This is a genomic window from Enterobacter cloacae subsp. cloacae ATCC 13047 (assembly GCF_000025565.1).
In the GTDB taxonomy this organism is placed as follows: domain Bacteria; phylum Pseudomonadota; class Gammaproteobacteria; order Enterobacterales; family Enterobacteriaceae; genus Enterobacter; species Enterobacter cloacae.
The window spans coordinates 574,068-600,631 of sequence record NC_014121.1 but is presented as its reverse complement, the minus strand read 5'-3'; the positions used below and the strand labels follow the sequence as shown (position 1 = coordinate 600,631).

The 26,564-nt window shown below is 54.0% G+C and carries 28 protein-coding genes; 11 read left to right on the top strand and 17 right to left on the bottom strand.

The genetic code is table 11. From position 1 onward, the window contains the following. Positions 1–64 precede the first annotated feature (64 nt). Positions 65–1,963 carry a beta-ketoacyl synthase gene (locus ECL_RS02920; protein ID WP_013095318.1) on the bottom strand — a complete coding sequence of 633 codons (1,899 nt, stop codon included), beginning with the start codon at positions 1,961–1,963 and terminating at the stop codon, positions 65–67. A 177-nt stretch (positions 1,964–2,140) separates the two neighbouring features. On the opposite strand from ECL_RS02920, the gene ECL_RS02915 reads away from it, so the two are divergent. The 3 genes from ECL_RS02915 (at position 2,141) to ECL_RS02905 (ending at position 5,099) form a co-directional block, all read left to right on the top strand. Beyond that, positions 2,141–3,184 (top strand): GlxA family transcriptional regulator, encoded by a 1,044-nt coding sequence (locus ECL_RS02915; protein ID WP_235123410.1) that lies wholly within the window; start codon positions 2,141–2,143, stop codon positions 3,182–3,184. A gap of 49 nt (positions 3,185–3,233) precedes the next feature. Continuing rightward, positions 3,234–4,058, top strand: a complete 825-nt coding sequence (locus ECL_RS02910; protein ID WP_013095315.1) for an AraC family transcriptional regulator — start codon at positions 3,234–3,236, stop codon at positions 4,056–4,058. A 75-nt stretch (positions 4,059–4,133) separates the two neighbouring features. Next, positions 4,134–5,099, top strand: a complete 966-nt coding sequence (locus ECL_RS02905) for a DMT family transporter (RefSeq protein WP_013095314.1) — start codon at positions 4,134–4,136, stop codon at positions 5,097–5,099. Between the two features lie 62 nt (positions 5,100–5,161). Here the strand turns inward: ECL_RS02905 and ECL_RS02900 are convergent, their stop codons facing one another. Beyond that, on the bottom strand, positions 5,162–6,811 hold the full coding sequence (locus tag ECL_RS02900; RefSeq protein WP_013095313.1) for a methyl-accepting chemotaxis protein: 1,650 nt from the start codon (positions 6,809–6,811) through the stop codon (positions 5,162–5,164). Positions 6,812–7,055: 244 nt separating this feature from the next. Between ECL_RS02900 and ytfE the strand changes: the two genes are divergently transcribed. Then, complete coding sequence (gene ytfE / locus ECL_RS02895; protein ID WP_013095312.1) at positions 7,056–7,718, top strand: iron-sulfur cluster repair protein YtfE; 663 nt, start codon at positions 7,056–7,058, stop codon at positions 7,716–7,718. 95 nt (positions 7,719–7,813) lie between these two features. Here the strand turns inward: ytfE and cycA are convergent, their stop codons facing one another. Both cycA and fklB read right to left on the bottom strand, forming a co-directional pair. Then, positions 7,814–9,223, bottom strand: coding sequence for a D-serine/D-alanine/glycine transporter (gene cycA / locus ECL_RS02890; protein ID WP_013095311.1), 1,410 nt, complete (start codon positions 9,221–9,223; stop codon positions 7,814–7,816). 311 nt (positions 9,224–9,534) lie between these two features. After that, positions 9,535–10,155: a BamJ family beta-barrel-assembly machinery protein gene (gene fklB / locus ECL_RS02885; protein WP_008502892.1), complete on the bottom strand. Its 621-nt coding sequence runs from the start codon at positions 10,153–10,155 to the stop codon at positions 9,535–9,537. A gap of 233 nt (positions 10,156–10,388) precedes the next feature. Between fklB and ECL_RS02880 the strand changes: the two genes are divergently transcribed. Next, positions 10,389–11,033: an OapA family protein gene (locus ECL_RS02880; protein ID WP_013095310.1), complete on the top strand. Its 645-nt coding sequence runs from the start codon at positions 10,389–10,391 to the stop codon at positions 11,031–11,033. A gap of 46 nt (positions 11,034–11,079) precedes the next feature. On the opposite strand, the gene ECL_RS02875 is transcribed toward ECL_RS02880, so the two are convergent. From ECL_RS02875 to rpsF, 5 genes are all read right to left on the bottom strand, one after another. Continuing rightward, on the bottom strand, positions 11,080–12,009 hold the full coding sequence (locus ECL_RS02875; RefSeq protein WP_013095309.1) for a DMT family transporter: 930 nt from the start codon (positions 12,007–12,009) through the stop codon (positions 11,080–11,082). 151 nt (positions 12,010–12,160) lie between these two features. Then, positions 12,161–12,610, bottom strand: coding sequence for a 50S ribosomal protein L9 (gene rplI / locus ECL_RS02870; protein ID WP_008502894.1), 450 nt, complete (start codon positions 12,608–12,610; stop codon positions 12,161–12,163). Positions 12,611–12,651: 41 nt separating this feature from the next. Continuing rightward, positions 12,652–12,879, bottom strand: coding sequence for a 30S ribosomal protein S18 (gene rpsR / locus ECL_RS02865; protein WP_000135199.1), 228 nt, complete (start codon positions 12,877–12,879; stop codon positions 12,652–12,654). Between the two features lie 4 nt (positions 12,880–12,883). Then, a complete protein-coding gene (gene priB / locus ECL_RS02860; protein ID WP_008502895.1) occupies positions 12,884–13,198 on the bottom strand; it encodes a primosomal replication protein N in 315 nt (104 codons plus the stop codon). Between the two features lie 6 nt (positions 13,199–13,204). After that, positions 13,205–13,600, bottom strand: a complete 396-nt coding sequence (gene rpsF, locus ECL_RS02855) for a 30S ribosomal protein S6 (protein ID WP_003856034.1) — start codon at positions 13,598–13,600, stop codon at positions 13,205–13,207. Between the two features lie 343 nt (positions 13,601–13,943). Here rpsF and yjfY point away from each other — a divergent pair, with 343 nt between their 5' ends. After that, positions 13,944–14,219, top strand: coding sequence for a DUF1471 family protein YjfY (gene yjfY / locus ECL_RS02850; RefSeq protein ID WP_013095308.1), 276 nt, complete (start codon positions 13,944–13,946; stop codon positions 14,217–14,219). 139 nt (positions 14,220–14,358) lie between these two features. Here the strand turns inward: yjfY and ECL_RS02845 are convergent, their stop codons facing one another. Genes ECL_RS02845 through ulaA form a run of 6 tightly spaced genes read right to left on the bottom strand, consistent with a single transcriptional unit; the run spans position 14,359 to position 18,767 of the window. Continuing rightward, a complete protein-coding gene (locus tag ECL_RS02845; protein WP_013095307.1) occupies positions 14,359–15,045 on the bottom strand; it encodes an L-ribulose-5-phosphate 4-epimerase in 687 nt (228 codons plus the stop codon). Continuing rightward, positions 15,038–15,898 carry an L-ribulose-5-phosphate 3-epimerase gene (locus ECL_RS02840; protein ID WP_013095306.1) on the bottom strand — a complete coding sequence of 287 codons (861 nt, stop codon included), beginning with the start codon at positions 15,896–15,898 and terminating at the stop codon, positions 15,038–15,040. Before ECL_RS02840 ends, ECL_RS02845 begins: the two co-directional genes overlap by 8 nt. Before the next feature lie 9 nt (positions 15,899–15,907). Then, entirely contained in the window at positions 15,908–16,558 is a 651-nt protein-coding gene (gene ulaD, locus ECL_RS02835) for a 3-keto-L-gulonate-6-phosphate decarboxylase UlaD (protein WP_013095305.1), read from the bottom strand. A gap of 13 nt (positions 16,559–16,571) precedes the next feature. Next, a complete protein-coding gene (gene ulaC / locus ECL_RS02830; protein WP_013095304.1) occupies positions 16,572–17,039 on the bottom strand; it encodes a PTS ascorbate transporter subunit IIA in 468 nt (155 codons plus the stop codon). A 9-nt stretch (positions 17,040–17,048) separates the two neighbouring features. Beyond that, positions 17,049–17,354, bottom strand: coding sequence for a PTS ascorbate transporter subunit IIB (gene ulaB, locus ECL_RS02825; protein ID WP_004109091.1), 306 nt, complete (start codon positions 17,352–17,354; stop codon positions 17,049–17,051). Positions 17,355–17,366: 12 nt separating this feature from the next. Continuing rightward, entirely contained in the window at positions 17,367–18,767 is a 1,401-nt protein-coding gene (ulaA, locus tag ECL_RS02820) for a PTS ascorbate transporter subunit IIC (RefSeq protein WP_013095302.1), read from the bottom strand. Between the two features lie 359 nt (positions 18,768–19,126). Here ulaA and ulaG point away from each other — a divergent pair, with 359 nt between their 5' ends. Beyond that, positions 19,127–20,191, top strand: coding sequence for an L-ascorbate 6-phosphate lactonase (gene ulaG, locus ECL_RS02815; protein WP_010427455.1), 1,065 nt, complete (start codon positions 19,127–19,129; stop codon positions 20,189–20,191). 110 nt (positions 20,192–20,301) lie between these two features. Further along, the gene (gene ulaR / locus ECL_RS02810; RefSeq protein ID WP_013095301.1) at positions 20,302–21,057 is read left to right on the top strand and encodes an HTH-type transcriptional regulator UlaR; all 756 of its coding nucleotides are present in this window, start codon (positions 20,302–20,304) and stop codon (positions 21,055–21,057) included. Here ulaR and yjfP read toward each other — a convergent pair. Further along, complete coding sequence (yjfP, locus tag ECL_RS02805) at positions 21,054–21,776, bottom strand: esterase (protein WP_013095300.1); 723 nt, start codon at positions 21,774–21,776, stop codon at positions 21,054–21,056. The genes ulaR and yjfP overlap by 4 nt on opposite strands. Before the next feature lie 137 nt (positions 21,777–21,913). On the opposite strand from yjfP, the gene bsmA reads away from it, so the two are divergent. The 3 genes from bsmA (at position 21,914) to ECL_RS02790 (ending at position 24,769) form a co-directional block, all read left to right on the top strand. Then, entirely contained in the window at positions 21,914–22,243 is a 330-nt protein-coding gene (gene bsmA, locus ECL_RS02800; RefSeq protein ID WP_071830088.1) for a biofilm peroxide resistance protein BsmA, read from the top strand. 136 nt (positions 22,244–22,379) lie between these two features. Then, positions 22,380–22,667, top strand: coding sequence for a DUF1471 family protease activator YjfN (gene yjfN / locus ECL_RS02795; RefSeq protein WP_013095298.1), 288 nt, complete (start codon positions 22,380–22,382; stop codon positions 22,665–22,667). Positions 22,668–22,837: 170 nt separating this feature from the next. Next, a complete protein-coding gene (locus ECL_RS02790) occupies positions 22,838–24,769 on the top strand; it encodes a methyl-accepting chemotaxis protein (protein WP_013095297.1) in 1,932 nt (643 codons plus the stop codon). On the opposite strand, the gene ECL_RS02785 is transcribed toward ECL_RS02790, so the two are convergent. Next, positions 24,766–26,388, bottom strand: a complete 1,623-nt coding sequence (locus ECL_RS02785) for an isovaleryl-CoA dehydrogenase (RefSeq protein WP_013095296.1) — start codon at positions 26,386–26,388, stop codon at positions 24,766–24,768. The two genes, ECL_RS02790 and ECL_RS02785, sit on opposite strands and share 4 nt — an antisense overlap. Positions 26,389–26,564: the final 176 nt, after the last annotated feature.

The following is a 26,564-nucleotide window of genomic DNA, read 5'->3' as shown; positions in this document are numbered from 1 at the left end:
TCAAATTAATTTGCGCCTGTATAAAAGTGACTCCTGTTAACCCCGCTTACGTCGCAGGTAGAAATTAAAAATCGCTATATTCTTTTTCCCTCGCAAACGAAATAGGCTTTTCAAAGCCGGGAATAGTGATGCCATTCATATCAATATTGATATCGTCTTCATTTATCCCCTGCTGCCCAAACAGATAAATAACGTTTAATTCGCCGTGAGAGGCAGCTTCATCGTAAGCACGGGCCTGTCGTTGCACCTGGCGGTTACGCTGCTGATAATCTGCAAAGGCCGGTTCGCCATAGCGTTTGCGCAACCATTGTTGAGTAAGCTTCGGCGAGTAAACCACCCCCGTGGCATTATTACCGCCGAAGCCTTTTGAATTAATAAACGCAATTTGCCCCTGTTCATCCTCTAATTTGCAGTCCTGAACAGGGATGTGTAAACGCGCGTTATTCACCTGCGGCGCGATGTGCGACACACTTTTAATGCCCGGTAAAATGCCATAGCGGAAGACACCGAGACAGCTTATCAACTGGTCCCCGCTGGCAGGCCCCAGGGAGTGTCCCAGGTAAGATTTCACCGCCGTCACCGGCCAGTTGTGAATCGAAAAGGCTTGCGCAACACGGTCAAAAATATCCGCTTCCGAGACACAATTTTTCGGCGTGCTTGAACCATGAGCCTGGATAAACGATCCCTTTTGCACCGTCTCCAGTCCAACCATCGACACTGCAGAGGCGACAGCTTTTGCCATAGTGATGTAATTCCCCGGCCCCGGTGAAGCAATCGAACGCTTATAGCCATCAGCATTGATAAAGACGTTTCCCACAGAACCGTGAATCTCTGCGCCGAGCTGCATCGCCAGTTCGTCGTCCATCAACACGATATACTGACTGGACTCGGCGATCACAAACCCACAGCTATTGCCAAACGGACGGCTGCTGTTGCGCCAGTCGGCCGTCTCCGTCTGATCGATATGCCTGAGTTTGCTCTCTGTCGCCAGCGCGCCCATGGCATCAAAACCTTCAATCACCTCTGACGTAACCGGTGCTTCTGCGCTGCCTACCACGGCCATGCGAATGCGCCCTGCTTTTATGTCTTCGACGGCCGCGTTCAGGTTATAAAGAAACGTGGCGCATGCTCCCAGCGTGGCGCTGGTGTGGCCCACGCTACCCAGCACATAGGCATTGAGAAAATCAGCGCACATGCTGTTCAGGCCCAGCGGACACTGCTTGGCGCTGACGCGATGGCCCTTGAGACGCGACTGCAACATTCCGCCAAAGCCATACTCGTCGAGCTGTCCCATAATATTGCCCGAGTAGATACCCAGCTTATCCGGCGAAATTTTCGCCTGTATATCCCGCCACGGGATCCCCAAAGCGTTGATCGCATCTGACGCCCCGACAACGGCCATTTGCAACGCCCGCGGGTGAAACTGTGAATTGTAATAGTCACCCGGCCGGAATCCTTGTGGTAGCAAACCTGCGGCCTGAACTTCCGTGCGCAACAGCGTCTCAATTCTACAGTCCATATCACCCCGGACGGTAATGCGCACGCGCTGATCCGTTAATTCCTCAGCATGCCATCCCTGCGGTAAGGGTTGAGGTAATTGTCTGGAAGAGATATTAAAACTAAAACCGTTTTCGTCCGAAGCCATATTCAATTTTGCATGACTAACGATGGCATCAACATCAAAATTATCGTCCGTGATTTTTCTGATAAGGGATCCTTCAAGCGCCTCGTTCTTTATCGTCGCGGCAGCCTGATCGGGCGTGAATCTTTTACCGGAAATGTCACAATATCCGCCTTCATCATATTTAAGAAGGCCCATCAGGATAGCGAGCGATAATAACGTCTGCTGCCGTTCCTCTTCGGATAATGACTCTATAACCATTCGGCGAAATGCATGATGAGAAGAACTACGACCAGCCGGACCATAGCCACCAAATGCTGTTATTACGGGTAATTTCACCATAATCCATCCTGTATTGGTCGTGAATTTATTTTGTTATCAAGCTAAGACAATTTACAGATATTAGTTTACAAATCGCCAACAAAAGCTAATATGAAAATCCAGCCAAAATGCTGACTTTTTTGGCCAGGTTAAAGATGAGCTACCAAAAATAATAGTCAAAACAGGTATTAATCAAAAATGACAAATACACAAATAGGATTTGTGTTATGCGAACGCATGCTAAGTTCCGGCCTCAGTCTACCGATTGAAATGTGGAAATCAGCGGCCAGTAGCTATTTAGCTGAGCAAAAAACAAACGCCAACACAGATACGCCCCCGGCAAAGCGATCGCGTTTCAGGCTCTGTCGACCGGAAAGCATTTTGAAGGTCAATACCATCGGCATAAACAGTTTGCCGATCCGCACGCACAGTGGCTTCAGTATTACTGCCGACACCACACTTGCCGACGACAGACACTACGATGTTATTTATATTCCGGCCCTGTGGCGCAACCCTCGCGCGGTAGTCAGACAACAGCCTGAGCTGCTGGCGTGGCTTTCTGAGCAGGCCGCACGAGGCACCCGCATCGCTGCCGTCGGAACCGGCTGTTGTTTTCTGGCGGAATCAGGGTTGCTTAACGGGAAACCCGCCACCACACACTGGCACTACTTCCGGCAATTCTCACGCGATTACCCCAGCGTTAAATTACAAACTAAACATTTTCTCACCCAGGCCGAAAATATTTACTGCGCCGCCAGCGTTAAGGCCTTGTCAGATCTGACAATTCATTTTATTGAAACGATATATGGAAAACGGGTAGCCACACATACTCAACGGACATTTTTCCATGAAATTCGTAGCCAGTTTGATCGTCAGTGCTACAGCGAAGAAAACAAACCCCATCCCGATGAAGATATTGTGCAAATCCAGACCTGGATTAAAGCCAACTGCGCCTCAGATATATCAATGCAAAATCTTGCCGATATGGCTGGCATGAGTTTGCGCAACTTTAATCGTCGTTTTAAAAACGCCACTGACATGTCCCCTTTGCAATATTTATTAACCGCCAGAATTGAGTTAGCCATGAATATGTTGCAATCAACCAACCTGTGTATTCAGGAGATCGCCAACGCGGTTGGGTATGAGGATATTGCGCACTTTAATCGCCAGTTTAAACATAAAACCACGGTTTCACCGGGGGATTACCGTAAGACCGTTCGCGCAAAGATGTTTAGTGCATAATCCCGGATCATCTCTGATAATCACAAGACAGCCCCCGAGGAGAATCAGTGTGCAAGGCGTACCGGAACAATTTAGCGATGAGAGAGACAGCGCGCGCTTTCGCCATCTGGCGCAGTTGCCGGGTCTGGAACTTTATCACGCGCATATCGCTGACTACGCCTTTGAGCCTCACACGCATGAAGCCTTCGGCATCGGCACCATCGAAACCGGTGCCGAGCGCTTTCGCTATCGCGGTACCCAGCACCTGGCCGCTGAAAAATCCGTTGTCACCATGAACCCGGACGAGATCCACACCGGTGAATCGGCCACCGAAGGCGGCTGGCGCTACCGGATGGTTTACATCGAACCCGCTTTACTGGAAGAGGTGACTGGCCTGCGTCACTGGTGGTTTAGCGACGTTACCCGCCACGACCCGCTGCGTTCGCAGCAAATCGGCCAGCTGATCTACGGCCTGTGGCATACCCAGGACCCACTTGCGCAAAAAGGACTGCTGCTGGATCTGATTGAGACCTTCCAGCCGTTGGCCCATCACGCTCCAATAATTAAGGAAGGCGCGCACCGGTTCGAACGGGTACGCGAGTATCTGCACGACAACTACATGCACGCCGTGACGCTGGACGAGTTGGCCAACGTGGTTTCTCTCAGCCCTTACCATTTTCAGCGCCAGTTTAAAGCCCATTTCCACGTCACGCCGCACCAGATGCTGATGGCTATTCGCCTGTGGCGCGCCAAAGGCTTCCTTACGCACGGCATGCCCGCCGCCGAAGTGGCCGCCGCGACCGGGCTGACCGACCAGTCGCATTTAACCCGCGCGTTTACCCGCCGCTACGGGATTACGCCCGTCCGCTACCAGAAACAAGTTATCGGGCGCTGATGCGCAATCTCATACAATACGCGCGCAATCCCCCCTTCTACACTGAGTACAAAGTCAATTGATGTGGATGGAATAATGATTAGTGGCGTGTTGTATGCCCTGCTGGCAGGGCTGATGTGGGGGCTGATTTTTGTCGGCCCGCTGATTGTGCCCGAGTATCCGGCGGCCCTGCAGTCAACCGGACGCTATCTGGCGCTGGGGCTGATTGCCCTGCCGCTGGCTTGGCTCGGTCGTACGCGTTTACGCCAGCTCAACCGCCAGGACTGGATGACCGCGCTGGCGCTGACCATGATGGGCAACCTTATCTATTACGTCTGCCTGGCGAGCGCCATTCAGCGTACCGGCGCGCCGGTATCGACCATGATTATCGGCACGCTGCCTGTCGTTATCCCCGTCTTTGCGAACCTGCTGTACAGCCAGCGCGATGGCAAACTGGCATGGTCAAAAATGGTACCCGCGCTGATCTGCACGGGCGTCGGGCTGGTCTGTGTGAATATTGCCGAGCTTCGCCACGGGCTCGCTGATTTCAGCGTCTGGCGTTACGGTTCGGGGATCGGTTTAGCGTTTATTTCCGTCGCCTGCTGGGCCTGGTATGCCCTGCGTAATGCGCGATGGTTGCGGGAGAACCCGGATAAACATCCGATGATGTGGGCAACGGCACAGGCGCTGGTGACGCTGCCGGTCTCGCTGGTGGGCTATGCCGGGGCGTGCCTCTGGTCTGGGCAGCAACAACCGGACTTCGCCCTCCCTTTCGGGCCGCGGCCGTGGGTCTTTGTCGGGCTGATGATCGCTATCGCTGTGCTCTGTTCCTGGGTGGGCGCACTGTGCTGGAATATCGCCAGCCAGAAACTGCCCACGGTGATCTTAGGGCCGCTGATTGTCTTCGAAACGCTGGCCGGGCTGCTGTACACCTTCCTGATGCGCCAGAGCGTACCGCCGCTGTTAACGGCCTGTGGAATAGTGCTGCTGGTGATGGGGGTAGTGATGGCGGTAAGAGCGAAGCCGGAAAAACCGATGGTCGTTCCGGCGTCGGAGATGTGAGGCGTTTGCAGGGCCTGCAAAAACGTAGGCCCGGTCAGGCGTAGCCGCCTCCGGGCAAGCTTTTAAAACGTTTCCCAGTTGGCTTCAGACGCAGAAGCAACGGGCTGCGCTTTTGGCGCATAGGTTTTCGCCGGAGCCGCCTTCACTGCCTGGCTGCGGGCAATTTTAAACACCGCCACCGCGTCGTTCAGGCGTGCCGCCTGGTCTTCCAGCGCGGCCGCTGCGGCCGCAGACTCTTCCACCAGCGAGGCGTTCTGTTGGGTAACACGATCCATCTCTGCCACCGCCTGGCCCACCTGGTCGATCCCGCGGCTCTGCTCATCAGACGCAGAGGCAATTTCACCCATAATGTCGGTGACGCGAGTCACGGCGTTAACAATCTCCGCCATGGTGGCCCCGGCTTCGTTCACCAGTTGCGAGCCTGCGTTAACTCGCTCACCAGAGTCATCAATCAGCGCTTTGATCTCTTTCGCCGCCTGGGCGCTGCGCTGAGCGAGCGTACGCACTTCTCCGGCTACCACCGCAAAGCCACGCCCCTGCTCACCTGCGCGCGCCGCTTCAACTGCCGCGTTAAGAGCCAGGATGTTCGTCTGGAAGGCAATGCCGTCAATGACATTGGTAATTTGCGCAATTTTGCTGGAACTGGTGGCGATTTCGTCCATGGTGCGCACCACGCCTTCTACAACGTTACCGCCCTTCTTCGCCGTTGAAGAGGCATCAAGCGCCAGACGGGAAGCCTGACGGGCATTGTCGGCGTTTTGTTTCACCGTTGCCGTCAGCTGCTCCATGCTGGCAGCCGTCTCTTCCAGCGAGGCAGCCTGCTGCTCGGTACGGGAAGAAAGATCGTTACTGCCCGCAGAGATTTCCCCCGCACCGGTGTAAATGGTATCCGCACCTTCACGAACCACGCCCACGGTGTTTGCCAGCGCGGTTTGCATCTCCTGGACGTTTTGCGCCAGTACGGCCATCTCGTTTTTACCCTCTGCATGGATCGGCTGGGTTAAATCACCGGCGGCAATGGCGCGGATATGGCTTATCACATCCTGCAGCGGCAACAGCAGCACGCGGCGCATGGCAATCCAGCTGGAGATAATCACGATAATTACCAGCAGCATAACCGCAGAGAGGATCCACAGGATACGCTTGTAATCACTTTCGTTATCTTTGATACCTTTATCCGTAAGCACGGCCTGGGCTTCACGCCATTCCCGGTAAACGTTTTGCATCGCGGTCTGTTTCTGCTCTGCATTCTGCTTGAACATCTCTTCCAGATTGCCCTGAGAGAGCAAAACGTTCATTTGGGTCAGCGTCGCGGAGTAATTGCGGTACTGCTCTTCCAGGCGATTTGCCAGGTTGGGATCCAGCCCTGGGGTATTCGGCAAAGCATAGTATTTGTCGTAATGAGACTGGGCATTGGCCAGCAGGTTTTTCGCCGTGTTTACCAGTTCATTGAGCTGTCCGCCGTTAATCTGCGAGGCCATGCTGCTTTGCAGACGCAGCATGCCGCGGTTCAGGGTGACGCGCGCCTGGTTCAGGCTGATCCATGCATCGGTAAACTCCGCCACGTTCTTGCTGGATAGCTGCGACACGGTGAAATTGTCTTTATCGTTATTCAGCGCGTTGATAAAGATACCGGCGGAAACGAGTTGCATGATGCCGAGCACAAGCAGCACCGAAATCAAAAGGGTAATGACTTTTATACGTTTAAACATGCGTTGCCTTTGTAATATGCAGGTTTGTCTGACGTGGATATATCGGCAGGCGCGGCGGGTTGTTTACTGTTTCTCCACGTTAAAAAAGTTTCTAAAGTTATTTTCTGCATTCATTCAGTGAGTTAAACACGCTAATTTTTTGTGACTTACATCTCATTTTCACCCTTGCCTCTAAAGGGTTATAGCGCCGCCTTAAAGATGCATTTAATATGCATCTTATATTCTTGATGATGAGGTAACTGCTATGGCCTTCCGCGACCAACCACTCGGCGAGCTGGCGCTCTCCATCCCTCGCGCTTCTGCGCTGTTTCGTAAATACGACATGGATTACTGCTGCGGCGGTAAGCAAACTCTGGCACGTGCGGCCTCGCGCAAAGAGCTGGATGTAGAGGTTATTGAAGCGGAGCTGGCTCTGCTGGCAGAGCAACCCATCAACAAAGAGTGGCGCACGGCCCCGCTTGCCGAAATCATCGACCACATTATCGTGCGTTACCACGATCGCCACCGCGAACAACTGCCGGAGCTGATCCTGCAGGCCACCAAAGTGGAGCGCGTTCATGCCGACAAGCCTTCCGTGCCGCGCGGCCTGGCGAAATACCTGACCATGCTGCATGAAGAACTCACCAGCCACATGATGAAAGAAGAGCAGATCCTCTTCCCGATGATTAAACAGGGAATGGGCAGCCAGGCGATGGGGCCAATTAGCGTGATGGAAAGCGAACATGACGACGCGGGTGAACTGCTGGAAGTCATCAAACACACGACCAATAACGTCACGCCGCCGCCAGAAGCCTGCACCACATGGAAAGCGATGTACAACGGCATTAACGAGATGATCGATGACCTGATGGAACACATCAGTCTTGAGAATAACGTTCTGTTCCCGCGTGCATTAGCGGGTAAATAAAAAGGCCACTGAAGCCTGATGCCCTCACCCCGGCCCTCTCCCACGGGAAGAGGGTGCAAAAACTAAAAACGGCAACCGAAGTTGCCGTTTTGCTTTTACCTTACGCCTGCCATTCGTTTCTTACCAATGAACAGCCAGCCCAATCCCAGGGCGATGAACCACAGCGGCGTGACGATCAGCGCCTGACGGGTGTCATCTTCCAGCGTCAGCAGAACCAGAACGAACGCGAAGAACGCCATGCATACCCAGCACATCAGCTTGCCCAGCGGCATCTTATAGATCGATTTCTCATGCAGATGCGGACGCTGTTTACGATACACCAGGTACGAACAAAGGATGATCGTCCAGACGAACATAAACAGGATCGCCGAAACGGTGGTGATCATGGTGAACGCACCGATAACGCTCGGGTTCACGTAGAGCATAACCACCCCACCTAACAGGCACATGCAGGAGAACGTCAGCCCTTTCGCCGGAACAGCACGCTTAGAGAGCTTCGCGAACGCGCTCGGCGCAACGCCTTCCTGCGCCAGGCCAAACAGCATGCGGCTGGTTGAGAACACACCGCTGTTCGCCGATGACGCTGCAGATGTCAGCACCACGAAGTTAATCAGGCTCGCTGCTGCAGGCAGTCCCACCAGCACGAACAGTTCAACAAATGGGCTCTTGCTTGGCACAACCGAGCTCCACGGCGTTACGGACATAATAATGATCAAGGCGAAGACGTAGAACATGATGATACGAACCGGAATGGAGTTGATTGCACGCGGCAGGGATTTTTCCGGGTCTTTGGTTTCCGCAGCGGTGGTTCCGACAAGCTCAATCCCCACAAAGGCAAATACCGCAATCTGGAAGCCAGCAAAGAAGCCGCTGATGCCTTTCGGGAACCAGCCGCCGTCATTCCACAGATGGGTAAACGAAGCCTGTACGCCGGTTGGCGACTGGAAGTGCGTCAGCACCATTACCAGGCCCACCACAATCAGCGCCACAATAGCGACAATCTTGATCATCGCGAACCAGAACTCCATCTCACCGAACATCTTAACGGTGGCGAGGTTGAGGCTCAGCAGCAGAACAATCACCGCCAGCGAAGCGACCCAGTCCGACAGCCCCGGGAACCAGAACTGCGCATAGGCAGTAATGGCGACGACATCCGCCATGCCGGTCACGACCCAGCAGAACCAGTAGGTCCAGCCGGTGAAATAACCCGCCCAGGGACCGAGCAGGTCGGAAGCAAAATCGCTGAAAGATTTGTATTCGAGGTTGGAGAGCAGCAATTCACCCATTGCACGCATCACAAAAAAGAGCATAAAACCGATGATCATATAAACGAAAATGATCGACGGCCCGGCAAGACTGATGGTTTTGCCTGAGCCCATAAACAGCCCGGTACCGATGGCACCCCCGATGGCGATAAGCTGAATATGACGGTTTGTGAGATTGCGCCGTAGCGACTGTTCAGACGTCGCCTCTTCTGTCGCGGCGACTTTGACCTGATCTACCATGTAATTTTCCTGTTTATGCCTGTCTGTGTTGTTAAGGCTCTTCTGGCCTTTAAAAACGTCAAATAAATGACGGTCCCTTTGTAAGGGTTTATCGATATTAGGTAAGAATCGGCGGGATGAATACTATGATTTAGATATTATGTTAATAATATGTTGGAAGTGAGTGTCATATCACTCATACAGCGCGAAACAGCTCACAAAAATACACGCAACAGTTTCGTTTGCAAGATAAAATATTGATTCCGTCGTAACTATAGGTTTTAACACTATTTTCCTCTCCCCGGACGGAGAGAGGAAATAAGAAAAGCCGATTACAGGATTTCCAGCAGCTCGACTTCAAACACCAGGGTGCTGAATGGTGGGATGGACGCACCAGCGCCACGCTCACCGTACGCCAGGTTGTGTGGGATAGTCAGTTCCCATTTGGAGCCGACTGGCATCAGGGTCAGAGCCTCAATCCAGCCTGCGATAACGCCGTTAACCGGGAATTCAGCCGGTTCGCCGCGTGCAACAGAGCTGTCGAACACGGTACCGTCGATCAGTTTACCGGTGTAGTGCACGCGAACGTGGTCAGTGCGTGCCGGGATAGCGCCGTCGCCCTGGTTGATCACGCGGAACTGCAGGCCAGACTCGGTGCTGTTCACGCCTTCACGCTCACGGTTCTCTTCCAGATATTTCACGCCTTCTGCCGCCATCTCTTCGAAGCGCGCGCGACGCACAGCGTCAGCACGTTCGTGGATTTCACGCAGCGCACGGTGCACAACATCAACCGGAACGGCTGGCTGTTTGCCTTCCAGCGCGTCAGCGATACCCGCCACCAGCGCTTCTGGTAACAGACCTTCCAGGCCGGATTCGCTCAGTTGCTGTCCTACCTGCAAGCCGATACCGTAACTTGCCTGCGCTTCGATAGTGTCAAAAGTCGGGGTGGTCATGGGTTTTCCTTCCATCACATTTAAAGTAGCGGGCAGCATAGCAGCCATGCCCTTATGGGTAAAACTTTGTCTGAAGTTAAGGTGACAAACTGCGACGAAACAGAAACAATAGAGGTAACCAGGATTAATCCCGAATGGATGTCACGGATGTCGAGTTTGCTACGCCGTTCAGGCAGTTAGCAAACTATACTTCGGAGCACAGGATAAAAAAGACGCGGAGCAGGAGGAGAGCCATGCCCGGGCGATTTGAACTGAAACCTACCCTGGCGAAAATCTGGCATGCGCCGGACAATTTTCGCATTATGGACCCGCTACCTCCTCTGCATCGCAGAGGGATTATCATAGGCGCGCTGCTGATGATCGTCGGTTTCCTGCTCCCTTCTGGCGGCGATAATGTCGACACCGCACCGGTCACCCGCAATGCGCAACTGGATCTTCAGTCGCAAACGCGCCCGCAGCCTGACACGCAAACCATGCAGACACAGCTTGTGACGCCGTCTAACGATCCGGGACAGGTTGCACCGGTTGAGCCAGAGCCTATTCAGGAAGAACAGCCGCAGGAGCAGGCCGCAGCCCCGTCTGAACCCCAGACGCAGCAGCCAACCGGCATTGAGCAGCAATGGCGTTCCTACCGCGTGGAGGCGGGCAAAACGCTTGCCCAGCTGTTCCGCGACCATAACCTGCCGCCAACCGATGTCTATGCGATGGCCCAGGTAGAAGGCGCGGGTAAGCCGCTCAGTAACCTGCAGAACGGCCAGATGGTGCAGATCCGCCAGAATGCCAGCGGCGTGGTCACCGGGCTAACGATTGATACGGGTAATGGCCAACAGGTGCTGTTTACCCGCCAGCCAGACGGCAGTTTTATCAGAGCACGGTAATGGCGTAGGCCGGGTAAGGCGAAGCCGCCACCCGGCACTTTTGTTCTCAGGCACTCCGTTTATTCACCCACCAGATCCCCGAGCAGACCAGCACCAGCGCAATCGCGTATTTAATCTCAAGGATGTTTTCGCCGAGGAAAATAGCGGACAGTACCGTCCCGGCGACGGGAATCACAAAGTTGAACGGGGCAATCATACTGACGCGGTTCACTTTCAGCAGCGCGCTCCACAGGGCGAAGGCGACGGATGAGAGCAACGTCAGATACCCTAATACCGCCACCGCGGTAAGGCTATGCACCTCCAGCGTCCCGCCCGTTGCATATCCCCCTGCCACCAGCGCAAGACCACCAATGCCCAGCTGCCAGCCGGTCATCACCGTGGGATCAACCGTCTGGGAAATCCGTTTGCCGTAAAGCGTGGCGGCGGAGAGGATGAACGCCGCCAGCACCACAAACCCGTCACCATTCCAGACAAAGCGGAAATCACGAATACCACTGTGGAAATTCACCAGCATCACCCCGGCAAACCCCAGAATACAGCCCAGCGTTTTGTTATAGCTGAGCTTGTCGTTGTGGTAGATAAAATGCGCCAGCAGTACGCTGAAGAAGGTGCCGGTGGCGTTCATGATCGAGCCATTAACGCCCGTGGTGTATGCCAGCCCGATATAAAAGAAGGTGTACTGAATGGTGGTCTGCGTCAGTCCCAGGATCGTAAGCTGGCCAAACTGCGTGGGCGTGAGCCTGGCGATGGGTTTACGCTGTGCCAGCGCAAACAGCAGCAGCAGTGCTCCGGCAAACAGAAAACGGTATCCGGCAAAGACGACTTTTGACGGAATATCATCGGTTGCGATCTGAAAGAGTTCATAGCCACTTTTAATGGCCGGGTAAGAGCTACCCCAGAGCAGACAGCAGAGTGTGGCGCAGGCGTAGGCCACATTGCGACGGGCAAAGACAGGCGTAGACAGAGCGGTTTCCATGGCAAATCTCAAAGATAAAATTGCGTTTCATTTTATTATCAGAGAATGCGTCAGGAATCGCGACCATACAAGCTAAAAGAGAGGTTCGTCAGGCTTTAAAAAGCAAAACGCCGGCACAAGGCCGGCGCTTCGACGCGAGCAGAGTAAAAAATTACTCAGCTACAACGTTAACAACCAGTTTAGCGAACACTTCGCTGTGAACCTGGAAGTCAACTTCGTGCTCACCAGTGGTACGCAGAACGCCGTTCGGCAGACGAACTTCGCTCTTAGCCACTTTAACGCCTGCTGCAGAAACTGCATCAGCGATATCGCGGGTACCGATGGAACCGAACAGTTTACCTTCGTCGCCAGCTTTGGAAGCGATGGTAACAGTGCCCAGTGCGTTGATTGCTTCAGCGCGAGCGTTAGCAGCCGCCAGAACGTCAGCCAGTTTGGCTTCCAGTTCAGCACGACGTGCTTCGAAAAACTCTACGTTTTTCTTGGTAGCAGGAACAGCTTTGCCCTGTGGAACCAGGAAGTTACGAGCGTAGCCCGCTTTAACGTTTACCTGATCACCCAGGCTGCCCAGGTTTGCTACTTTATCAAGCAGAATAACTTGCATTACCTTATCCTCTTAAAGTCGTATTAATGGACCGTGCCCGATTACTGATGACGATCAGTGTACGGCAGCAGAGACAGGTAGCGAGCGCGTTTGATAGCGCGAGCCAGCTGACGCTGGTATTTTGCACGAGTACCGGTGATACGGCTTGGGACAATCTTACCGCTTTCGGTGATGTAGTTTTTCAGCGTTGCGATATCTTTATAGTCGATCTCTTGAACGCCTTCCGCGGTGAAACGGCAGAACTTGCGACGACGGAAATAACGTGCCATATGGCTAGTCTCCAGAATCTATCAAATCAATCTGCTCGGCATGCAGAACCATTTTGCTCAGACCGTTCTTTGCCTTGTGGCAAGAGATGAACCCCTGAACGATTACTGCACTACCGACCGTTAAACTGTGAGTAATGGCCTGGTTTTCGTGTCCGCTAATGATAACGGGCATTTGGCACCACGCCTGCCGGTGAAACCCGGCTTCCTCTTGCACAGAACGATGCTCAAGCACGAACTGGCAATGCGGAATTCCTGATGGACTGACCTTTCGAAGGGGAGCCCTGCATACGATGCCGGACAACGCCAGACGGTTGGTCATCAGAAATTACTCTTCAGAATCCCCAGCATCAGAATCATCTGCGGTTTCGTTTGCGAAATCATCGCGACGCTCACGGCGCTCGTCTTTCGCTTTAACCATCGGAGATGCTTCGGTAACTGCGTGTTTGGTACGCATAACCATGCTGCGGATAACGGCATCGTTGAAGCGGAAGGTAGTTTCCAGCTCATCGATCACTTCCTGCGGAGCTTCAACGTTCATCAGAACGTAGTGTGCTTTGTGCAGTTTGTTGATCGGGTAAGCCAGCTGACGGCGGCCCCAGTCTTCCAGACGGTGGATCGTACCTTCTGCACCAGTGATGGCAGCAGAGTAACGCTCGATCATACCCGGAACCTGTTCGCTCTGGTCAGGATGGACCATAAAAACGATTTCGTAATGACGCATCGAATTGCTCCTTACGGATTATTCAGCCTCCTGTCTGGGTCAGCCGAGGCCCGGGGAGGCAAGGAACGTGTTAAAGGTCGGCTGAAAAATTGACGCGTCATAATACTTGCGCCCCCCAGGAAACTCAAGCTGATTGCACAAATAATTCGCACAAACCGCAAAGCTGGTCTAAGTGGGTGATTTAAAATTAACCACATCAGGAAGCGTTGTTTTTTTGAACAACTGCATCAGAAATGGTCACGCATCCTCGCCGGATAAGTGATTACACTTTAATCAGAGACCATATAAATACCGGAGGGGAGCAAACAACCGTCTCACAGCACGCAGTCGTGGAGCGCATATCATGAAAAAAATCGCAATTGCCGTAATGGCTGCGCTTTTGCTCAGTGCAAACGCGATGGCAGCCATCAAGATAGACAGCCGACAGGCCAGAAACATGGATGATGTGCAGAGCTTAGGCGTTATTTACATCAATCACCATTTCGCCACAGAGAGCGAAGCAGATCAGGCGCTTAATAAAGAAACCGATGCTCAGGGGGCAAATTACTACCACGTTATTCTGATGCGTGAGCCCGGCAGCAACGGCAACATGCACGCCAGTGCAGATATTTACCGATAACGCTTTGACGCTAGCACCAGGAAAGCCAACAAAAAGAATATAGCCATCGTTTTACTTGCCCCCTGCCCGGGGGATTTTTTTATGAATGGCTCTGAAATACCACCGGTTACAACTGTTTTCGGTATTCCAGAGCACTTATTCACTTCTGCCCGTAATAGGCGTTTGGACCGTGCTTGCGCATGAAATGCTTGTTCATCAGGTAATCATCAATGCCCTGAAGCTGTGGGTTGATGCCGCGAGCAATCCACGCCATGCGTGCCACCTCCTCCATGACTACCGCGTTATGGACAGCGTCATGCGCATCTTTTCCCCAGGCGAACGGACCGTGCTGATAGACCACAATGCCCGGCGTATGCAGCGGTTCGCTCTCACCCAGCGTTTCGATAATGACGTTGCCGGTGTTGAGCTCGTACTCGCCTTCCACTTCGGTCTGCGTGAGTGCCCGCGTGCACGGAATGTCACCAAAGAAGTAGTCCGCATGCGTGGTTCCCAGAGCCGGAATGGCCCGCCCCGCCTGTGCCCAGGCTGTGGCATGCGTAGAGTGCGTATGCACTACGCCGCCCAGAGAAGGGTAACGCCGGTAGAGCGCCAGATGGGTGGCTGTATCTGAAGAAGGGCGCCATTTGCCGTCGACAACGTTACCCTCAAGATCAACCACCACCATATCGTCAGGGCTCATAGCGTCATATGCCACGCCGCTGGGCTTAATCACCACGAGTCCCTGCTCTCGGTCGATAGCACTGACGTTTCCCCAGGTGAAGGTCACCAGCCCATAGCGCGGGAGATCCATATTAGCGTCAAAGACCTGCTGCTTAAGCTTAAGCATATTCAGCCTCCAGTAAGCCGGCCCGTGCCATACGTTCCCGTACCCAGTCGCGAGCGTTAGCCACTTCACCTGCCGGGTCATCTGACGTTTCGCTCCACATCTCAATCAGGTAAGGTCCGCAATACCCCGCCTGTTTGAGCGTCTGGAAGCACCGTTCGAAATCCACCACCCCGGTGCCGAACGGAACGTTTTTGAATACCCCAGGACGTGTATCTTTGACATGAACCGCGACGATATGGCCCATCCCCGCCAGCAGTTCCATTTGTACGTCGTTATCCCACGCCGACAGGTTGCCGATATCAGGATAGAGCTGGAACCACGGATTGTTCAGGTAATGCGCGTAGCCCAGCGCCTTGCTGATCGAGTTCATTAACGGATAGTCCATGATCTCCATCGCCAGCGTCACCTGCGCGCGGCTAGCCATTTCAACGCTCTCTTTCAGGCCATCACGAAAACGACGACGCGTTTCGTCATTGGCTTCCTGATAGTAAACGTCATACCCGGCAAGCTGTATCACGCGAATACCGACATCCTGCGCAAAACGAATGGCTTTACGCATGATCTCCAGCCCCTGCGCGCGCACCGTATCATCTTCACTGCCAAGCGGAAAACGGCGGTGGGCACTGAGGCACATAGACGGCACGCGTACGCCCGTTTCGGCGACCGCACTCACCAGCGCCAGACGCTGCTCCTGGCTCCAGTCGAGGCGAGAAAGACGTTCATCGGTCTCATCCACGGACATTTCGACAAAATCGAAGCCCAACTGTTTCGCCAGTTTCAGCCGCTCCAGCCAGCACTCCCCCGCGGGGAGTGCCTTTTCATAGATGCCAAGCGGGACCTGTTTAGACAACATACCCGCTCCTTAGCCCCAAAGCTGAGCGATTGAACGTTTGAACTGACGTGCCGCTTCCACCGGAGACGCGGCATCACGAATGCTGCGACCCGCGATAAAGACGTGAATAGGGATACCTTTAAACAGCGGCAGATCTTCCAGTGCCAGGCCACCGGTAACGGTCACTTTAAAGCCCATGTCAGCAAGACGTTTAATGGCGCTGATATCCGCGTCTCCCCACGCCACGCCGGCGGCCTGCGCATCACGGCTGCGGTGATAAACGACCTGCTGAATGCCAGCATCGCGCCACGCCTGGGCCTGTTCCCAGGTCCAGAAACCGGTCAGTTCAATCTGCACATCGCCGTTGAACTCTTTCGCCACATCCAGCGCGCCTTTCGCGGTGTTGATATCTGCACAGCAGATCACAGTGACCCAGTCGGCATTGGCTTCAAAACACATGCGGGAGAGAATTTTGCCTGCATCGGCAATCTTGGCATCGGCCAGCACGATTTTATGCGGGTAGAGCGCTTTCAGATCGCGAACGGCGCGCACGCCTTCGCCTACGCACAGAATGGTGCCAACTTCGATAATATCCACCTCTTCCGCAATCAAGCGGGTGGTTTCATACGCATCGGACAGAGTCTGGTTATCCAGCGCAACCTGCAACATTGGTAATGACATTTTCAATTCCTTCTTAAACTGCCGCCGCTGTGGCGTTATCAATTAAATCCAGCACTTCCTGCTCGGTGCGGCAGGCGCGTAAACGATCAAAATTCGCTTCGTCATCAAACAGGTTAACGATCTGCATGATGCCAACCTCCTGATGGGTATTGGCATCGACGGCCGCCATGGTGATCAGGATGTCGACCGGGTCGTTATCTTCATGGTTAAACACCAAAGGCGTTTTCAGCGTTACCAGCGCGAAGCCGGTTTTCTTCACGCCCTCTTCCGGGCGACCGTGCGGCATTGCAAGGCCTGGCGCGATGACAAAATAAGGACCATGCTGCGCCACACCATCAAGAATGGCCTGGTAATACCGCGGCTCGACAACGTCAGCCTTAACCAGCAGATCCACACTCAGCTTGACCGCCTCCTGCCAGGTGCTGGCCTCAGCCTGTAAAAGGATGGAGTTATTCTCTGCCAGCGAATCACGTAGTTTCATGTGGCGTCCTTACTTCACGTCCTGGGGGAAGTGCGCTTTGATCACTTCCAGCAGTTTTGGGCCGAAATCCGCAGGGGAGAGCATGTTGCGTACCCCCACGACATATTTGTTGCCAGAAACGCTAATTTCACCGGCGATATGGGTAGACGCGATGATGATATCGGCGCCGTTCAGTTCACTTTTGTATTCACCCACCGCGCAGCTGTTCACCGTGTGGTCAATGTTTGACTGGGTTAAAAACTGGTCCACTTTCATCTTCATGATCATGGAGCTACCTTGCCCATTGCCACACACAGCCAGGATACGTACGGTCATAATCGAAACTCCTTAGTGAGCAGAAACTTCTGCTGTTTGTTTTTCCGCATCTTCTTCAGCTCGCAGAGAACGGCCAGCGAAGAACATATAAGCCAGAGCAATCAGGATGATGACGGCCATAAAGACCAGCCCGACGGACGCAAAGCCCTGCATCATTGGCGGTGCCAGGATTGACCAGTCCGCCATGCCCATCCAGGCGCTCATACCGGTGAGCTTGACCGCCCACACGCAACCGAAGATCTCCACCATGCCCATCACCAGACAGATCTTGAGCGCCGCGCGCCAGCCGCCAAAGTGGTTAGCAAAGACGCCAATGGTGGCGTTGGAGAAGAACATTGGGATAAAGCCAGGAATAATCAGAATGGATGAGCCGCAGCCGACCAGAATGCCTACCGCAATCAACTGGCCGATGGTGCCCCACATGAAGCCCCAGACCACCGCGTTTGGCGCAAAGCTGTAGATAGCCGCACAGTCAATGGCCAGCACCGCACCAGGAATCAGGCGTTGGGAGATCCCATTAAAGGCTTCAGACAGTTCGGCAACAAACATACGGACGCCCTGGGTAATGATGAAAATGGCTACCGCGAAGGAGAAACCGGTCTGCAGGATATAAACCGTCCAGTGCGTTTTCCCCGCCATCGCCTGCACCACATCAATCCCGAAGGAGAGCAGAATGGCGCCGAAGAAGATGGTCATCACAATGGCGGTTGAGACGATGTTGTCGTGGAAGATATTCAGCCAGCCCGGCAGCTTGAGATCTTCTACGCTGTCCTCTTTTTTACCCAGGTACGGTGCGACCTTGTAAGCGAGCCAGGCGGCGAATTGCTGCTGATGGCCGATGGAGAAACCGCAGCCGTCGGTGACCTCCTGCGTCGGCTTGTACATCATGTTGGAGGTGATACCCCAGTAGAGCGATACCAGCACGGCGGTGCAGATAATCGTGGTCCACATGGGGTAGCCGAAGATATAGAGAGACACCGCAATCAGCCCGGCCTGCTGGAACATAATGTGGCCAGTCAGCATGATGGTGCGGATGCCGGTAATGCGGCGCAGCAGAACGTAAATGATGTTCAACGCCAGCGCGAGCAGTACCGCGTACCCCACCCAACTGTAGGCATCTCCCATGCGGTCAATGGTGGCCATCATCGACGCGTAGGTGTCAGAGATGGCGCCGTTGATGCCATACACCTCCGACATCTTCGCAACCACAGGCTTAAACGTGCTGGTCAGAATGCCTGAACCCGCCTGCAACAGCATGAAACCGATGATGGTTTTGATTGTGCCTTTGATGATGACGCTGACGCTTTTGCGCAGAAGGATGTAGCCCAGGCACGTCACGATACCCAGCAAAAGCGGGGCGTTAGTCATTACCTGATTAAAAAAAACGGTAAAGACGTTGTAGAGGATCTCCATAACTCTCTCCAGAAATGAGAACACGAGGGGGTAATCCCTGTTCGGTTGGTGCCATCACTCTATTAATCACAAATAATCACCACAAGATTGCATTTGATTATTTGTGACGTATCACGCAAATTATTTCCATGGTGTTAGTAATGATTTTCACTATCGATTCCCACGCATAAATTATTTCTTATAATTCATACAATTAATCATTGATAGCGGATATTCTAACAACGTAGAAATAGATTATCTGTGACATGGCGAAGATAAATTTCCTCAATTTACTCGTTGCAAACCGATTCAAAGAGTGCCAGCATTAATCACAACAAATCACCAAATGATTACTTTTGATTAAACCAGGAGTCAAAACGATGAGTAAAGTGAACACCATCACCCGTGAATCATGGATTCTGAGCACCTTCCCGGAATGGGGCAGCTGGCTGAATGAAGAGATTGAGCAGGAACAGGTTGCTCCTGGTACGTTTGCAATGTGGTGGCTGGGTTGCACCGGCATCTGGCTGAAATCCGAGGGTGGCGCCAATATTTGCGTTGATTTCTGGTGCGGTACCGGCAAACAGAGCCACGGCAATCCGCTGATGAAAAAAGGTCATCAGATGCAGCGCATGGCAGGTGTCGAAAAATTGCAGCCGAACCTGCGCACCACGCCGTTTGTTCTTGATCCTTTTGCCATTCGCCAGATCGACGCCGTCCTTTCCACCCACGATCATAACGATCACATCGATGTAAACGTGGCGGCAGCGGTGATGCAAAACTGCGCGGACGACGTGCCGTTTATCGGACCGCAGACCTGCGTGGATCTCTGGATTGGCTGGGGCGTGCCGAAAGAGCGCTGCATCGTCATGAAGCCAGGCGACGTGGTGAAAATTAAAGACATTGAAATCCATGCGCTGGACGCCTTTGACCGCACCGCGCTGATCACCCTGCCTGCTGACCAGAAAGCCGCAGGCGTCCTGCCAGACGGCATGGATGAGCGAGCAGTGAACTATCTGTTTAAAACCCCTGGCGGTTCCCTGTACCACAGCGGTGATTCTCACTACTCCAACTACTATGCGAAGCATGGTAACGAGCATCAGATTGACGTGGCGCTGGGCTCCTACGGCGAGAACCCACGCGGCATTACCGACAAAATGACCAGCGCCGATATGCTGCGCATGGCGGAAGCACTGAACACCAAAGTAGTGATTCCTTTCCACCACGATATCTGGTCAAACTTCCAGGCCGATCCGCAGGAAATCCGCGTACTGTGGGAGATGAAAAAAGACCGTCTGAAGTATGGCTTCAAGCCATTTATCTGGCAGGTAGGCGGCAAGTTCACCTGGCCGCTGGACAAAGACAATCTTGAGTATCACTACCCACGCGGTTTCGATGATTGCTTCACCATTGAGCCAGACCTGCCGTTCAAGTCATTCCTCTGATTGTGAACCCCCATCGCCAGACCTTGCGTCTGGCGATTTCATATTTATTTTAGTAATTTCACGCTATTTCAAATATCATCTTTTCAAATCAATTCTTATCGGAATAGCTCATGACGGAAGCGCAACGGCATCAAATATTACTGGAACTCCTGGCGCAAACAGGGTTTATCACCGTCGAGAAAGTGATCGAACGTTTAGGGATTTCACCCGCGACGGCACGACGCGATATCAACAAGCTGGATGAGAGCGGTAAGCTGAAAAAAGTCCGTAACGGCGCGGAAGCCATCAGCCAGCAGCGCCCCCGCTGGACGCCGATGAACATCCATCAGGCGCAAAACCACGATGAAAAAGTGCGCATTGCCAGAGCCGCATCACAGCTGGTCAACCCGGGTGAGAGCGTGGTGATCAACTGCGGCTCCACGGCATTTCTGCTGGGCCGCGAGATGTGCGGTAAACCGGTGCAAATCATCACCAACTATCTGCCGCTGGCTAACTATCTTATCGATCAGGAACATGAAAGCGTGGTGATCATGGGCGGCCAGTATAATAAGAGCCAATCCATTACCCTCAGTCCCCAGGATAGCGAAAACAGCCTCTATGCCGGGCACTGGATGTTTACCAGCGGCAAAGGCCTGACCGCGGACGGGCTCTACAAAACCGACATGTTAACCGCGATGGCAGAGCAAAATATGCTTAACGTCGTGGGCAAGCTCGTCGTACTGGTCGACAGCAGCAAAGTCGGCGAGCGAGCTGGCATGTTGTTCAGCCGCGCCGAACAGATTGACATGGTGATCACCGGCAAACATGCCAATCCAGAGATCCTCCAGAAGCTGGAAGATCAGGGCGTCAAAATTCTGCGCGTTTAAAGATGCTGGCGGAAAAAGTCCACCGTCGCGTCCAGTGCCGCTGGCGTGATACGGTGGCGAACCCCCGCTTCCCACAGACAGGTCAGGTTGCCGTCCAGCCCTTCGCGCTGTAGTGCCTGCTGGAGACGGAAGGTTTCGCCAGGGGGCACCACATCATCCGCGTCACCATGCCACAACAGCAACGGGCGATCGGCCAGACGCGGTAACGCCCGGGTCACTTCCCATTCGGCCAGCAACGCATCAATCTCCGTCGCGTCTTGCGGTGGAAACAGCGTTTTTGACAATGACGTAAAATAGCCCGAGCCCATCAGGCACGCCACGGAGGTCACCTCAGGGTGACGAGCCATGATCCCGAGCGCCGTCATTCCCCCCATCGATGCGCCGGCCACCGACAGCCGTTGATCCGCCACCAGCCCCGCCTGGTAAAGCGCATCGCGCAGCCCGGCAAATTCGCTCAGGCTACCGTGCAAAATCTGCCAGAACTGCCCCAGTCGCACCTGTTCATCACCGGTAAAACGTGCACCGTGATCGGGCGCATCCGGCATCACTACCCGAAAACCGGCCTGCGCCAGCGCCACCGCAAAGTAGCTGTACACCAGCTTCGATGAAGTAAAGCCATGATAAAAAACCACAACAGGCAGCGGGTGTGCACTTTTTCCCGCAGGGATAGCGTGTAATATTTCATGATTGCCGAGGCGGCGAGTTTCAATTTCAATCATTGTCGACCCTGTGCTGATGAATGATTCATAATGTTGAGAACTGGATTACGCTTTCACGATATTTTCATTCGAAATATACGTACCAGATAACACTTCGGGAACATTCCCCCAAAACTAAATTCGCAGACAACTACACTATGGCTATCAGGAAACGAGATATGGTTATGCGCAGGTTTGCTACTTTATTGTTGCTGGTTCTGCTCAGTGGCTGTAGTGCACTACAGGGGACACCGCAACCCGCTCCCCCGGTCGCCGACCATCCGCAGGAGATTCGTCGTAATCAGACGGAAGGATTACAACGAATGGGTACCGTCTCCGCGCTGGTTCGCGGATCCCCGGATGACGCAGAGGAGTCAATAAAGGCGCAAGCTGCCGCCGCCAAAGCAGATTATTACGTCATCATTATGATCGATGAAACCATCATTACGGGACAGTGGTATTCACAGGCTATATTGTACCGTAAATAACGATCTTCATTTGAACGACATTTACACTGCTTTGCGTCCATAGACATTTTCCTGTCCACAATAAACTCCATGCCCGCGACAATGGAAGTGAGTTTATTTGCGAAGGAGTGCCCGGCGGATACCGGAGAAATGTGAAATGGAGCTGACAATGAAACGAACTCTTGCTTTGACCTCTCTGTTGCTCTCAGTAGGCCTTGTGAGCACGACTGCACAGTCAGCAGAATTCGCCAGTGCTGATTGCGTCACTGGCCTTAATGAAATTGGCCAGATCTCCGTCAATAACATTTCGGGGAGCCCGCAAGATGTTGAACGTGTCGTGGCACTAAAAGCCGATGAACAGGGCGCTTCCTGGTATCGAATTATTCAGATGCAGGAAGATAACCGCAGCGATCATTGGCGCGTACAGGCTATTCTCTACGTCTAATCACCTCCGATAAAAGCCACTTATTTTTAGTGGCTTTTCGTTTTTGCAAATTTTTTATCTTCTTTCAACCCCATTAAAAACAATTTGATAACATTTTGTTACATTATTTAAGTAAATGTTAGCTCTGTCCTGCCGTTGAAAAGCCATACCTTTTCAATAATGAGCAATTTATGATCACTTTTTTTCGCCGTGCGGGTCTGGGCGCAAAGCTATCGCTTCTTACCGGCGTGAGTGTCGCCACGCTGTTTCTGCTTTTCACTTTTCTGCTCAGCCATAAAGCCAGCCAGCAGCTTGAAGCCCTTGCGGTAGAAGACCTGCATAACCAGTCCACCGGTATGGTTGATATGGTACAGATGTTTAACACCAGTCTGAGCGAAGAGGTCGAGAGCTATACCCGGCTGTTCACCACCTTTTTACCGCAACCTTTGAGCGTCGACAGCAATCAACTCCAGACCATTAACGGGCTTAGCGTTCCCCTTCTGAAAGGGGGTGAAACAGGCCTGCATGAAAACAATGCACTTTCTGACGACTTCCTGACGCGTACAGGGGCAATCTCGACCCTGTTTGTGCGCAGCGGTAATGACTTTGTCCGTGTCGCCACCTCCCTGCGCAAAGAGAACGGCGATCGGGCAATGGGTACCGTTCTGGACACTGCCAGCCCGGCCTATGCGGCCGTCACTAAAGGCGAGGTCTATCGCGGTCTGGCGTTGCTGTTCGGTAAGCGCTATATCACCCAGTATCAGCCGTTCAAAAACGCAGAAGGCCAGGTCATTGGGATCATTTTTGTTGGTGTGGATATCACCCACTCCTGGAACGTGATGCGCGAAAAAATCCTCAATCGTCGTTTAGGTGACAGCGGACACTTCTTCGTGCTGGATCGCAGTAACGGTAAAACGCGCGGACAGTTCCTGTTCCACTCGAACCGGGAAGGCCAGCTTCCTGAGTGGGATAGCGCCACCCAGCAGCAGTTGCTGAGCAATACCCCGGGCACGCTGGAACGCACAAGTGAGGGTGGTCGCATACTGAAAATGGCCTACACGCCGCTGCCGGGCTGGAACTGGACCATCGTGGGGGAAGTGGATAAATCGGTCCTGCTCTCAAGCGTCACCACGATGCGGGATCGCTTCCTGCTGGCAGGCGTGGCGCTGTCAGTCCTGTTTGCCGCGCTGTTTGTCATCATCATTCGTCGCATGCTGACGCGCCCGCTGCGTAACGTCATTCACCTTGCCCGACAATATGCGGCAGGCGATCTGCGTGCCAGCCTGTCCGTTACCCGCCAGGATGAGGTTGGCCAGCTTATCGACGCCATCAACGGGATCGGCGGCGGTCTGCAAAAGATTGTCCTGCAGGTACGCGAGGCCGCAGGCGAGATCCATCTGGGCACTAACGCCCTGGCCTCTGATACCGGTGAGATCTCAGAGCAGATCAACAAACAGGCCAGTAGCGTTGAAGAGACCTCCGCGAGTATGGAACAACTCGCCGCAACCGTGCAGCAAAACGCGGCCAATATGGAACAGACGCAGCAGCTGGTGGGGGAAACCTCACGCGCGGTGCATCAGGGGGGCGAGACGGTGACGCACGCGGTCTCCACCATGGACGATATTCGCGACGCCTCAAAGCGCATCGAGGACATCACGCGTGTGATTGAGTCGATTGCTTTCCAGACTAACATTCTGGCGCTTAATGCAGCGGTTGAAGCAGCACGTGCCGGCGAACACGGAAAAGGGTTTGCTGTGGTCGCGCAGGAAGTGCGCGCCCTGGCGGCACGCAGCGCTAATGCGGTGAAAGAGATTGAGCAGCTGATTGGCGACACGCTGAACAAGGTGAGTGAAGGCCATGCGCTCTCAGAGCAGACGCGTCTGGCGATGGATGCCATCATCGCGCACATCGATAACATCAACCAACTGGTGACCGAGATTAACCATGCATCCCGCGAACAGTCGGCGGGGATCCGTCAGGTGAATCTGGCCATGACCCATATTGGTGAAGCCTCCCACATCAACGCCGATCGCGTCTCGCGCAGCGAGCAAACCGCACAATCACTGCGCGAGAAAGGGTCGCACCTCACTCAACTGGTGAGCCTGTTCCAGCTTAAAAACTAGCCTACCCTGCCCGTGGCGCGCAGCAGAAGATCGCTTTGAACCTGCTCTGTCATCAGCGTGCCGCCACGGGTATCCAGCATCATGCGGCACCACGCCTGCGCGACGGGCGGAGAGGCGTGCCGCAGCATCTGGCTTCCGGCGCCCAGCAGGAATAGCTGATGCGCAATCTCCCGCCCCTGCGCCTCCTGCGGTTTACGCAGTTTTTGCTGCAGCTGCCGCCAGCTACGATCGAAGTGTCTGTCCTGACCTTTCACCTGCGCAAAATCCTCTGCCAGCAGATCGAACATACCCGGCTGCTTCGCCAGAACGCGCAGAACATCCAGACACATGATGTTCCCTGAGCCTTCCCAGATGCTGTTCACCGGCATCTCGCGATACAGGCGGGGGAGTTCACTCTCCTCACAGTACCCGATGCCGCCCAACACCTCCATCGCCTCTGCCACGAACGGGATACCCGCTTTGCAGACGCTGAATTTCGCGGCTGGCGTGAAAAGCCGCGCCCAGGCCGCCTCCTGCGGATCGGCGCGTTTATCCCACGCCCGGGCAAGACGAAACAGCAGCGCCGTTTGCCCCTCCAGCACCAGCGCCATGCGGCTCAGGACGTCGCGCATCAGTGGCTGATCGATGAGGTTTTTCCCGAACGTCTGCCGCTGATGGGCGTGGTACAGCGCCACGGATAATGCCCGACGCATCAACCCATGGCTGCCCAGAGCGCAGTCAAAACGCGTTAACCCGCCCATGCGAAGGATCTGTCGTACCCCTTCCCCCTCTTCCCCTAACAGCCAGCCGGACGCATCCAGAAACTCCGCTTCACTGCTGGCGTTAGAGCGGTTGCCGAGCTTGTCTTTCAGCCGCTCCAGGCGCACGGCGTTGCGCTGCCCGTCAGGCAAAAAGCGAGGAACAAAAAAGCAGGACAACCCGCCTTTCGCCTGCGCCAGCACCAGATGCGCATCGCTTTGTGGCACAGAGAAAAACCACTTATGACCCACCAGCCGGTAGCTGCCGTCGCTGCACTTTTCTGCTTTGGTAGTGTTGCTGAGCACGTCCGAGCCGCCCTGTTTTTCCGTCATCCCCATGCCGATCAGCAGGCCGCGCTTTTGGGCTCCAGGGGCAAGGTGAGGATCATAACGATCGCTCAGTAGCGGCGTGAGCCAGTTCTGGAAAGGTTCAGGGAGCGCCTGTTGCAGCAGCGGCGTGGCGGCAAACGTCATGGTCACGGGGCACAGCGTTCCGGCCTCAACCTGAGCATGCAACACGAAGCGCGCGGCGCGAGCGACAAAGGAGCCTTTACGCGCCTCCTCTTCCCACGCCAGGTTATGCACCCGGTTAGCGCACAGCCCCTGCATCAGAAGATGCCAGGCGGGGTGAAAACGGACATCATCCAGCCGCTCACCGGTGGGGTCATAGCGAAGTAACTCCGGCGGATTGACGTTCGCCAGCCTGCCAAGCTCCAGCGACTCCGCCGTACCTAACTGCTGGCCTATACTGGCCAGCAACTCGCTATCCCACTCCGCGCCTTCGCGGGCCACCGCGTCACGCAGGGCACAATCAGAGAGAAAAAGGTTGCTGTTCGAAAGCGGTGCGGGTTGGTTAAAAACGGTATGTGTTTGCCAGTGCATGCTGTCTCCCTCCTTCAGTGGCAATGAAGATAAGTATGGACAGACCCTGTGCACGCTGCATGGGAGTAAGGTCACACGGTAGCGATCCCGCTGATATCATTCGTGAAATAGCTCACAGAACATAAGAATAAACTATTTCATCACTTCACTTTTATTGAATAATTTATTCTTACCCC

What these genes read in the sequence shown, in the direction of transcription:
- ulaR (WP_013095301.1), top strand. Translation starts at nt 20,302, where the DNA reads ATGACGGAAGCGCAACGGCATCAAATATTACTGGAACTCCTGGCGCAA.
- ECL_RS02900 (WP_013095313.1), bottom strand. Translation starts at nt 6,811, where the DNA reads ATGTTTAAACGTATAAAAGTCATTACCCTTTTGATTTCGGTGCTGCTT.
- ECL_RS02785 (WP_013095296.1), bottom strand. Translation starts at nt 26,388, where the DNA reads ATGCACTGGCAAACACATACCGTTTTTAACCAACCCGCACCGCTTTCG.
- rpsR (WP_000135199.1), bottom strand. Translation starts at nt 12,879, where the DNA reads ATGGCACGTTATTTCCGTCGTCGCAAGTTCTGCCGTTTCACCGCGGAA.
- ECL_RS02880 (WP_013095310.1), top strand. Translation starts at nt 10,389, where the DNA reads ATGCCCGGGCGATTTGAACTGAAACCTACCCTGGCGAAAATCTGGCAT.
- ECL_RS02840 (WP_013095306.1), bottom strand. Translation starts at nt 15,898, where the DNA reads ATGTTGTCTAAACAGGTCCCGCTTGGCATCTATGAAAAGGCACTCCCC.
- ECL_RS02905 (WP_013095314.1), top strand. Translation starts at nt 4,134, where the DNA reads ATGATTAGTGGCGTGTTGTATGCCCTGCTGGCAGGGCTGATGTGGGGG.
- ulaD (WP_013095305.1), bottom strand. Translation starts at nt 16,558, where the DNA reads ATGTCATTACCAATGTTGCAGGTTGCGCTGGATAACCAGACTCTGTCC.
- ECL_RS02915 (WP_235123410.1), top strand. Translation starts at nt 2,141, where the DNA reads ATGACAAATACACAAATAGGATTTGTGTTATGCGAACGCATGCTAAGT.
- cycA (WP_013095311.1), bottom strand. Translation starts at nt 9,223, where the DNA reads ATGGTAGATCAGGTCAAAGTCGCCGCGACAGAAGAGGCGACGTCTGAA.
- yjfY (WP_013095308.1), top strand. Translation starts at nt 13,944, where the DNA reads ATGAAAAAAATCGCAATTGCCGTAATGGCTGCGCTTTTGCTCAGTGCA.
- fklB (WP_008502892.1), bottom strand. Translation starts at nt 10,155, where the DNA reads ATGACCACCCCGACTTTTGACACTATCGAAGCGCAGGCAAGTTACGGT.
- rpsF (WP_003856034.1), bottom strand. Translation starts at nt 13,600, where the DNA reads ATGCGTCATTACGAAATCGTTTTTATGGTCCATCCTGACCAGAGCGAA.
- bsmA (WP_071830088.1), top strand. Translation starts at nt 21,914, where the DNA reads ATGGCTATCAGGAAACGAGATATGGTTATGCGCAGGTTTGCTACTTTA.
- ECL_RS02920 (WP_013095318.1), bottom strand. Translation starts at nt 1,963, where the DNA reads ATGGTGAAATTACCCGTAATAACAGCATTTGGTGGCTATGGTCCGGCT.
- priB (WP_008502895.1), bottom strand. Translation starts at nt 13,198, where the DNA reads ATGACCAACCGTCTGGCGTTGTCCGGCATCGTATGCAGGGCTCCCCTT.
- ECL_RS02845 (WP_013095307.1), bottom strand. Translation starts at nt 15,045, where the DNA reads ATGCTTAAGCTTAAGCAGCAGGTCTTTGACGCTAATATGGATCTCCCG.
- ulaC (WP_013095304.1), bottom strand. Translation starts at nt 17,039, where the DNA reads ATGAAACTACGTGATTCGCTGGCAGAGAATAACTCCATCCTTTTACAG.
- yjfP (WP_013095300.1), bottom strand. Translation starts at nt 21,776, where the DNA reads ATGATTGAAATTGAAACTCGCCGCCTCGGCAATCATGAAATATTACAC.
- ulaG (WP_010427455.1), top strand. Translation starts at nt 19,127, where the DNA reads ATGAGTAAAGTGAACACCATCACCCGTGAATCATGGATTCTGAGCACC.
- ulaA (WP_013095302.1), bottom strand. Translation starts at nt 18,767, where the DNA reads ATGGAGATCCTCTACAACGTCTTTACCGTTTTTTTTAATCAGGTAATG.
- ECL_RS02790 (WP_013095297.1), top strand. Translation starts at nt 22,838, where the DNA reads ATGATCACTTTTTTTCGCCGTGCGGGTCTGGGCGCAAAGCTATCGCTT.
- ulaB (WP_004109091.1), bottom strand. Translation starts at nt 17,354, where the DNA reads ATGACCGTACGTATCCTGGCTGTGTGTGGCAATGGGCAAGGTAGCTCC.
- ytfE (WP_013095312.1), top strand. Translation starts at nt 7,056, where the DNA reads ATGGCCTTCCGCGACCAACCACTCGGCGAGCTGGCGCTCTCCATCCCT.
- rplI (WP_008502894.1), bottom strand. Translation starts at nt 12,610, where the DNA reads ATGCAAGTTATTCTGCTTGATAAAGTAGCAAACCTGGGCAGCCTGGGT.
- ECL_RS02875 (WP_013095309.1), bottom strand. Translation starts at nt 12,009, where the DNA reads ATGGAAACCGCTCTGTCTACGCCTGTCTTTGCCCGTCGCAATGTGGCC.
- yjfN (WP_013095298.1), top strand. Translation starts at nt 22,380, where the DNA reads ATGGAGCTGACAATGAAACGAACTCTTGCTTTGACCTCTCTGTTGCTC.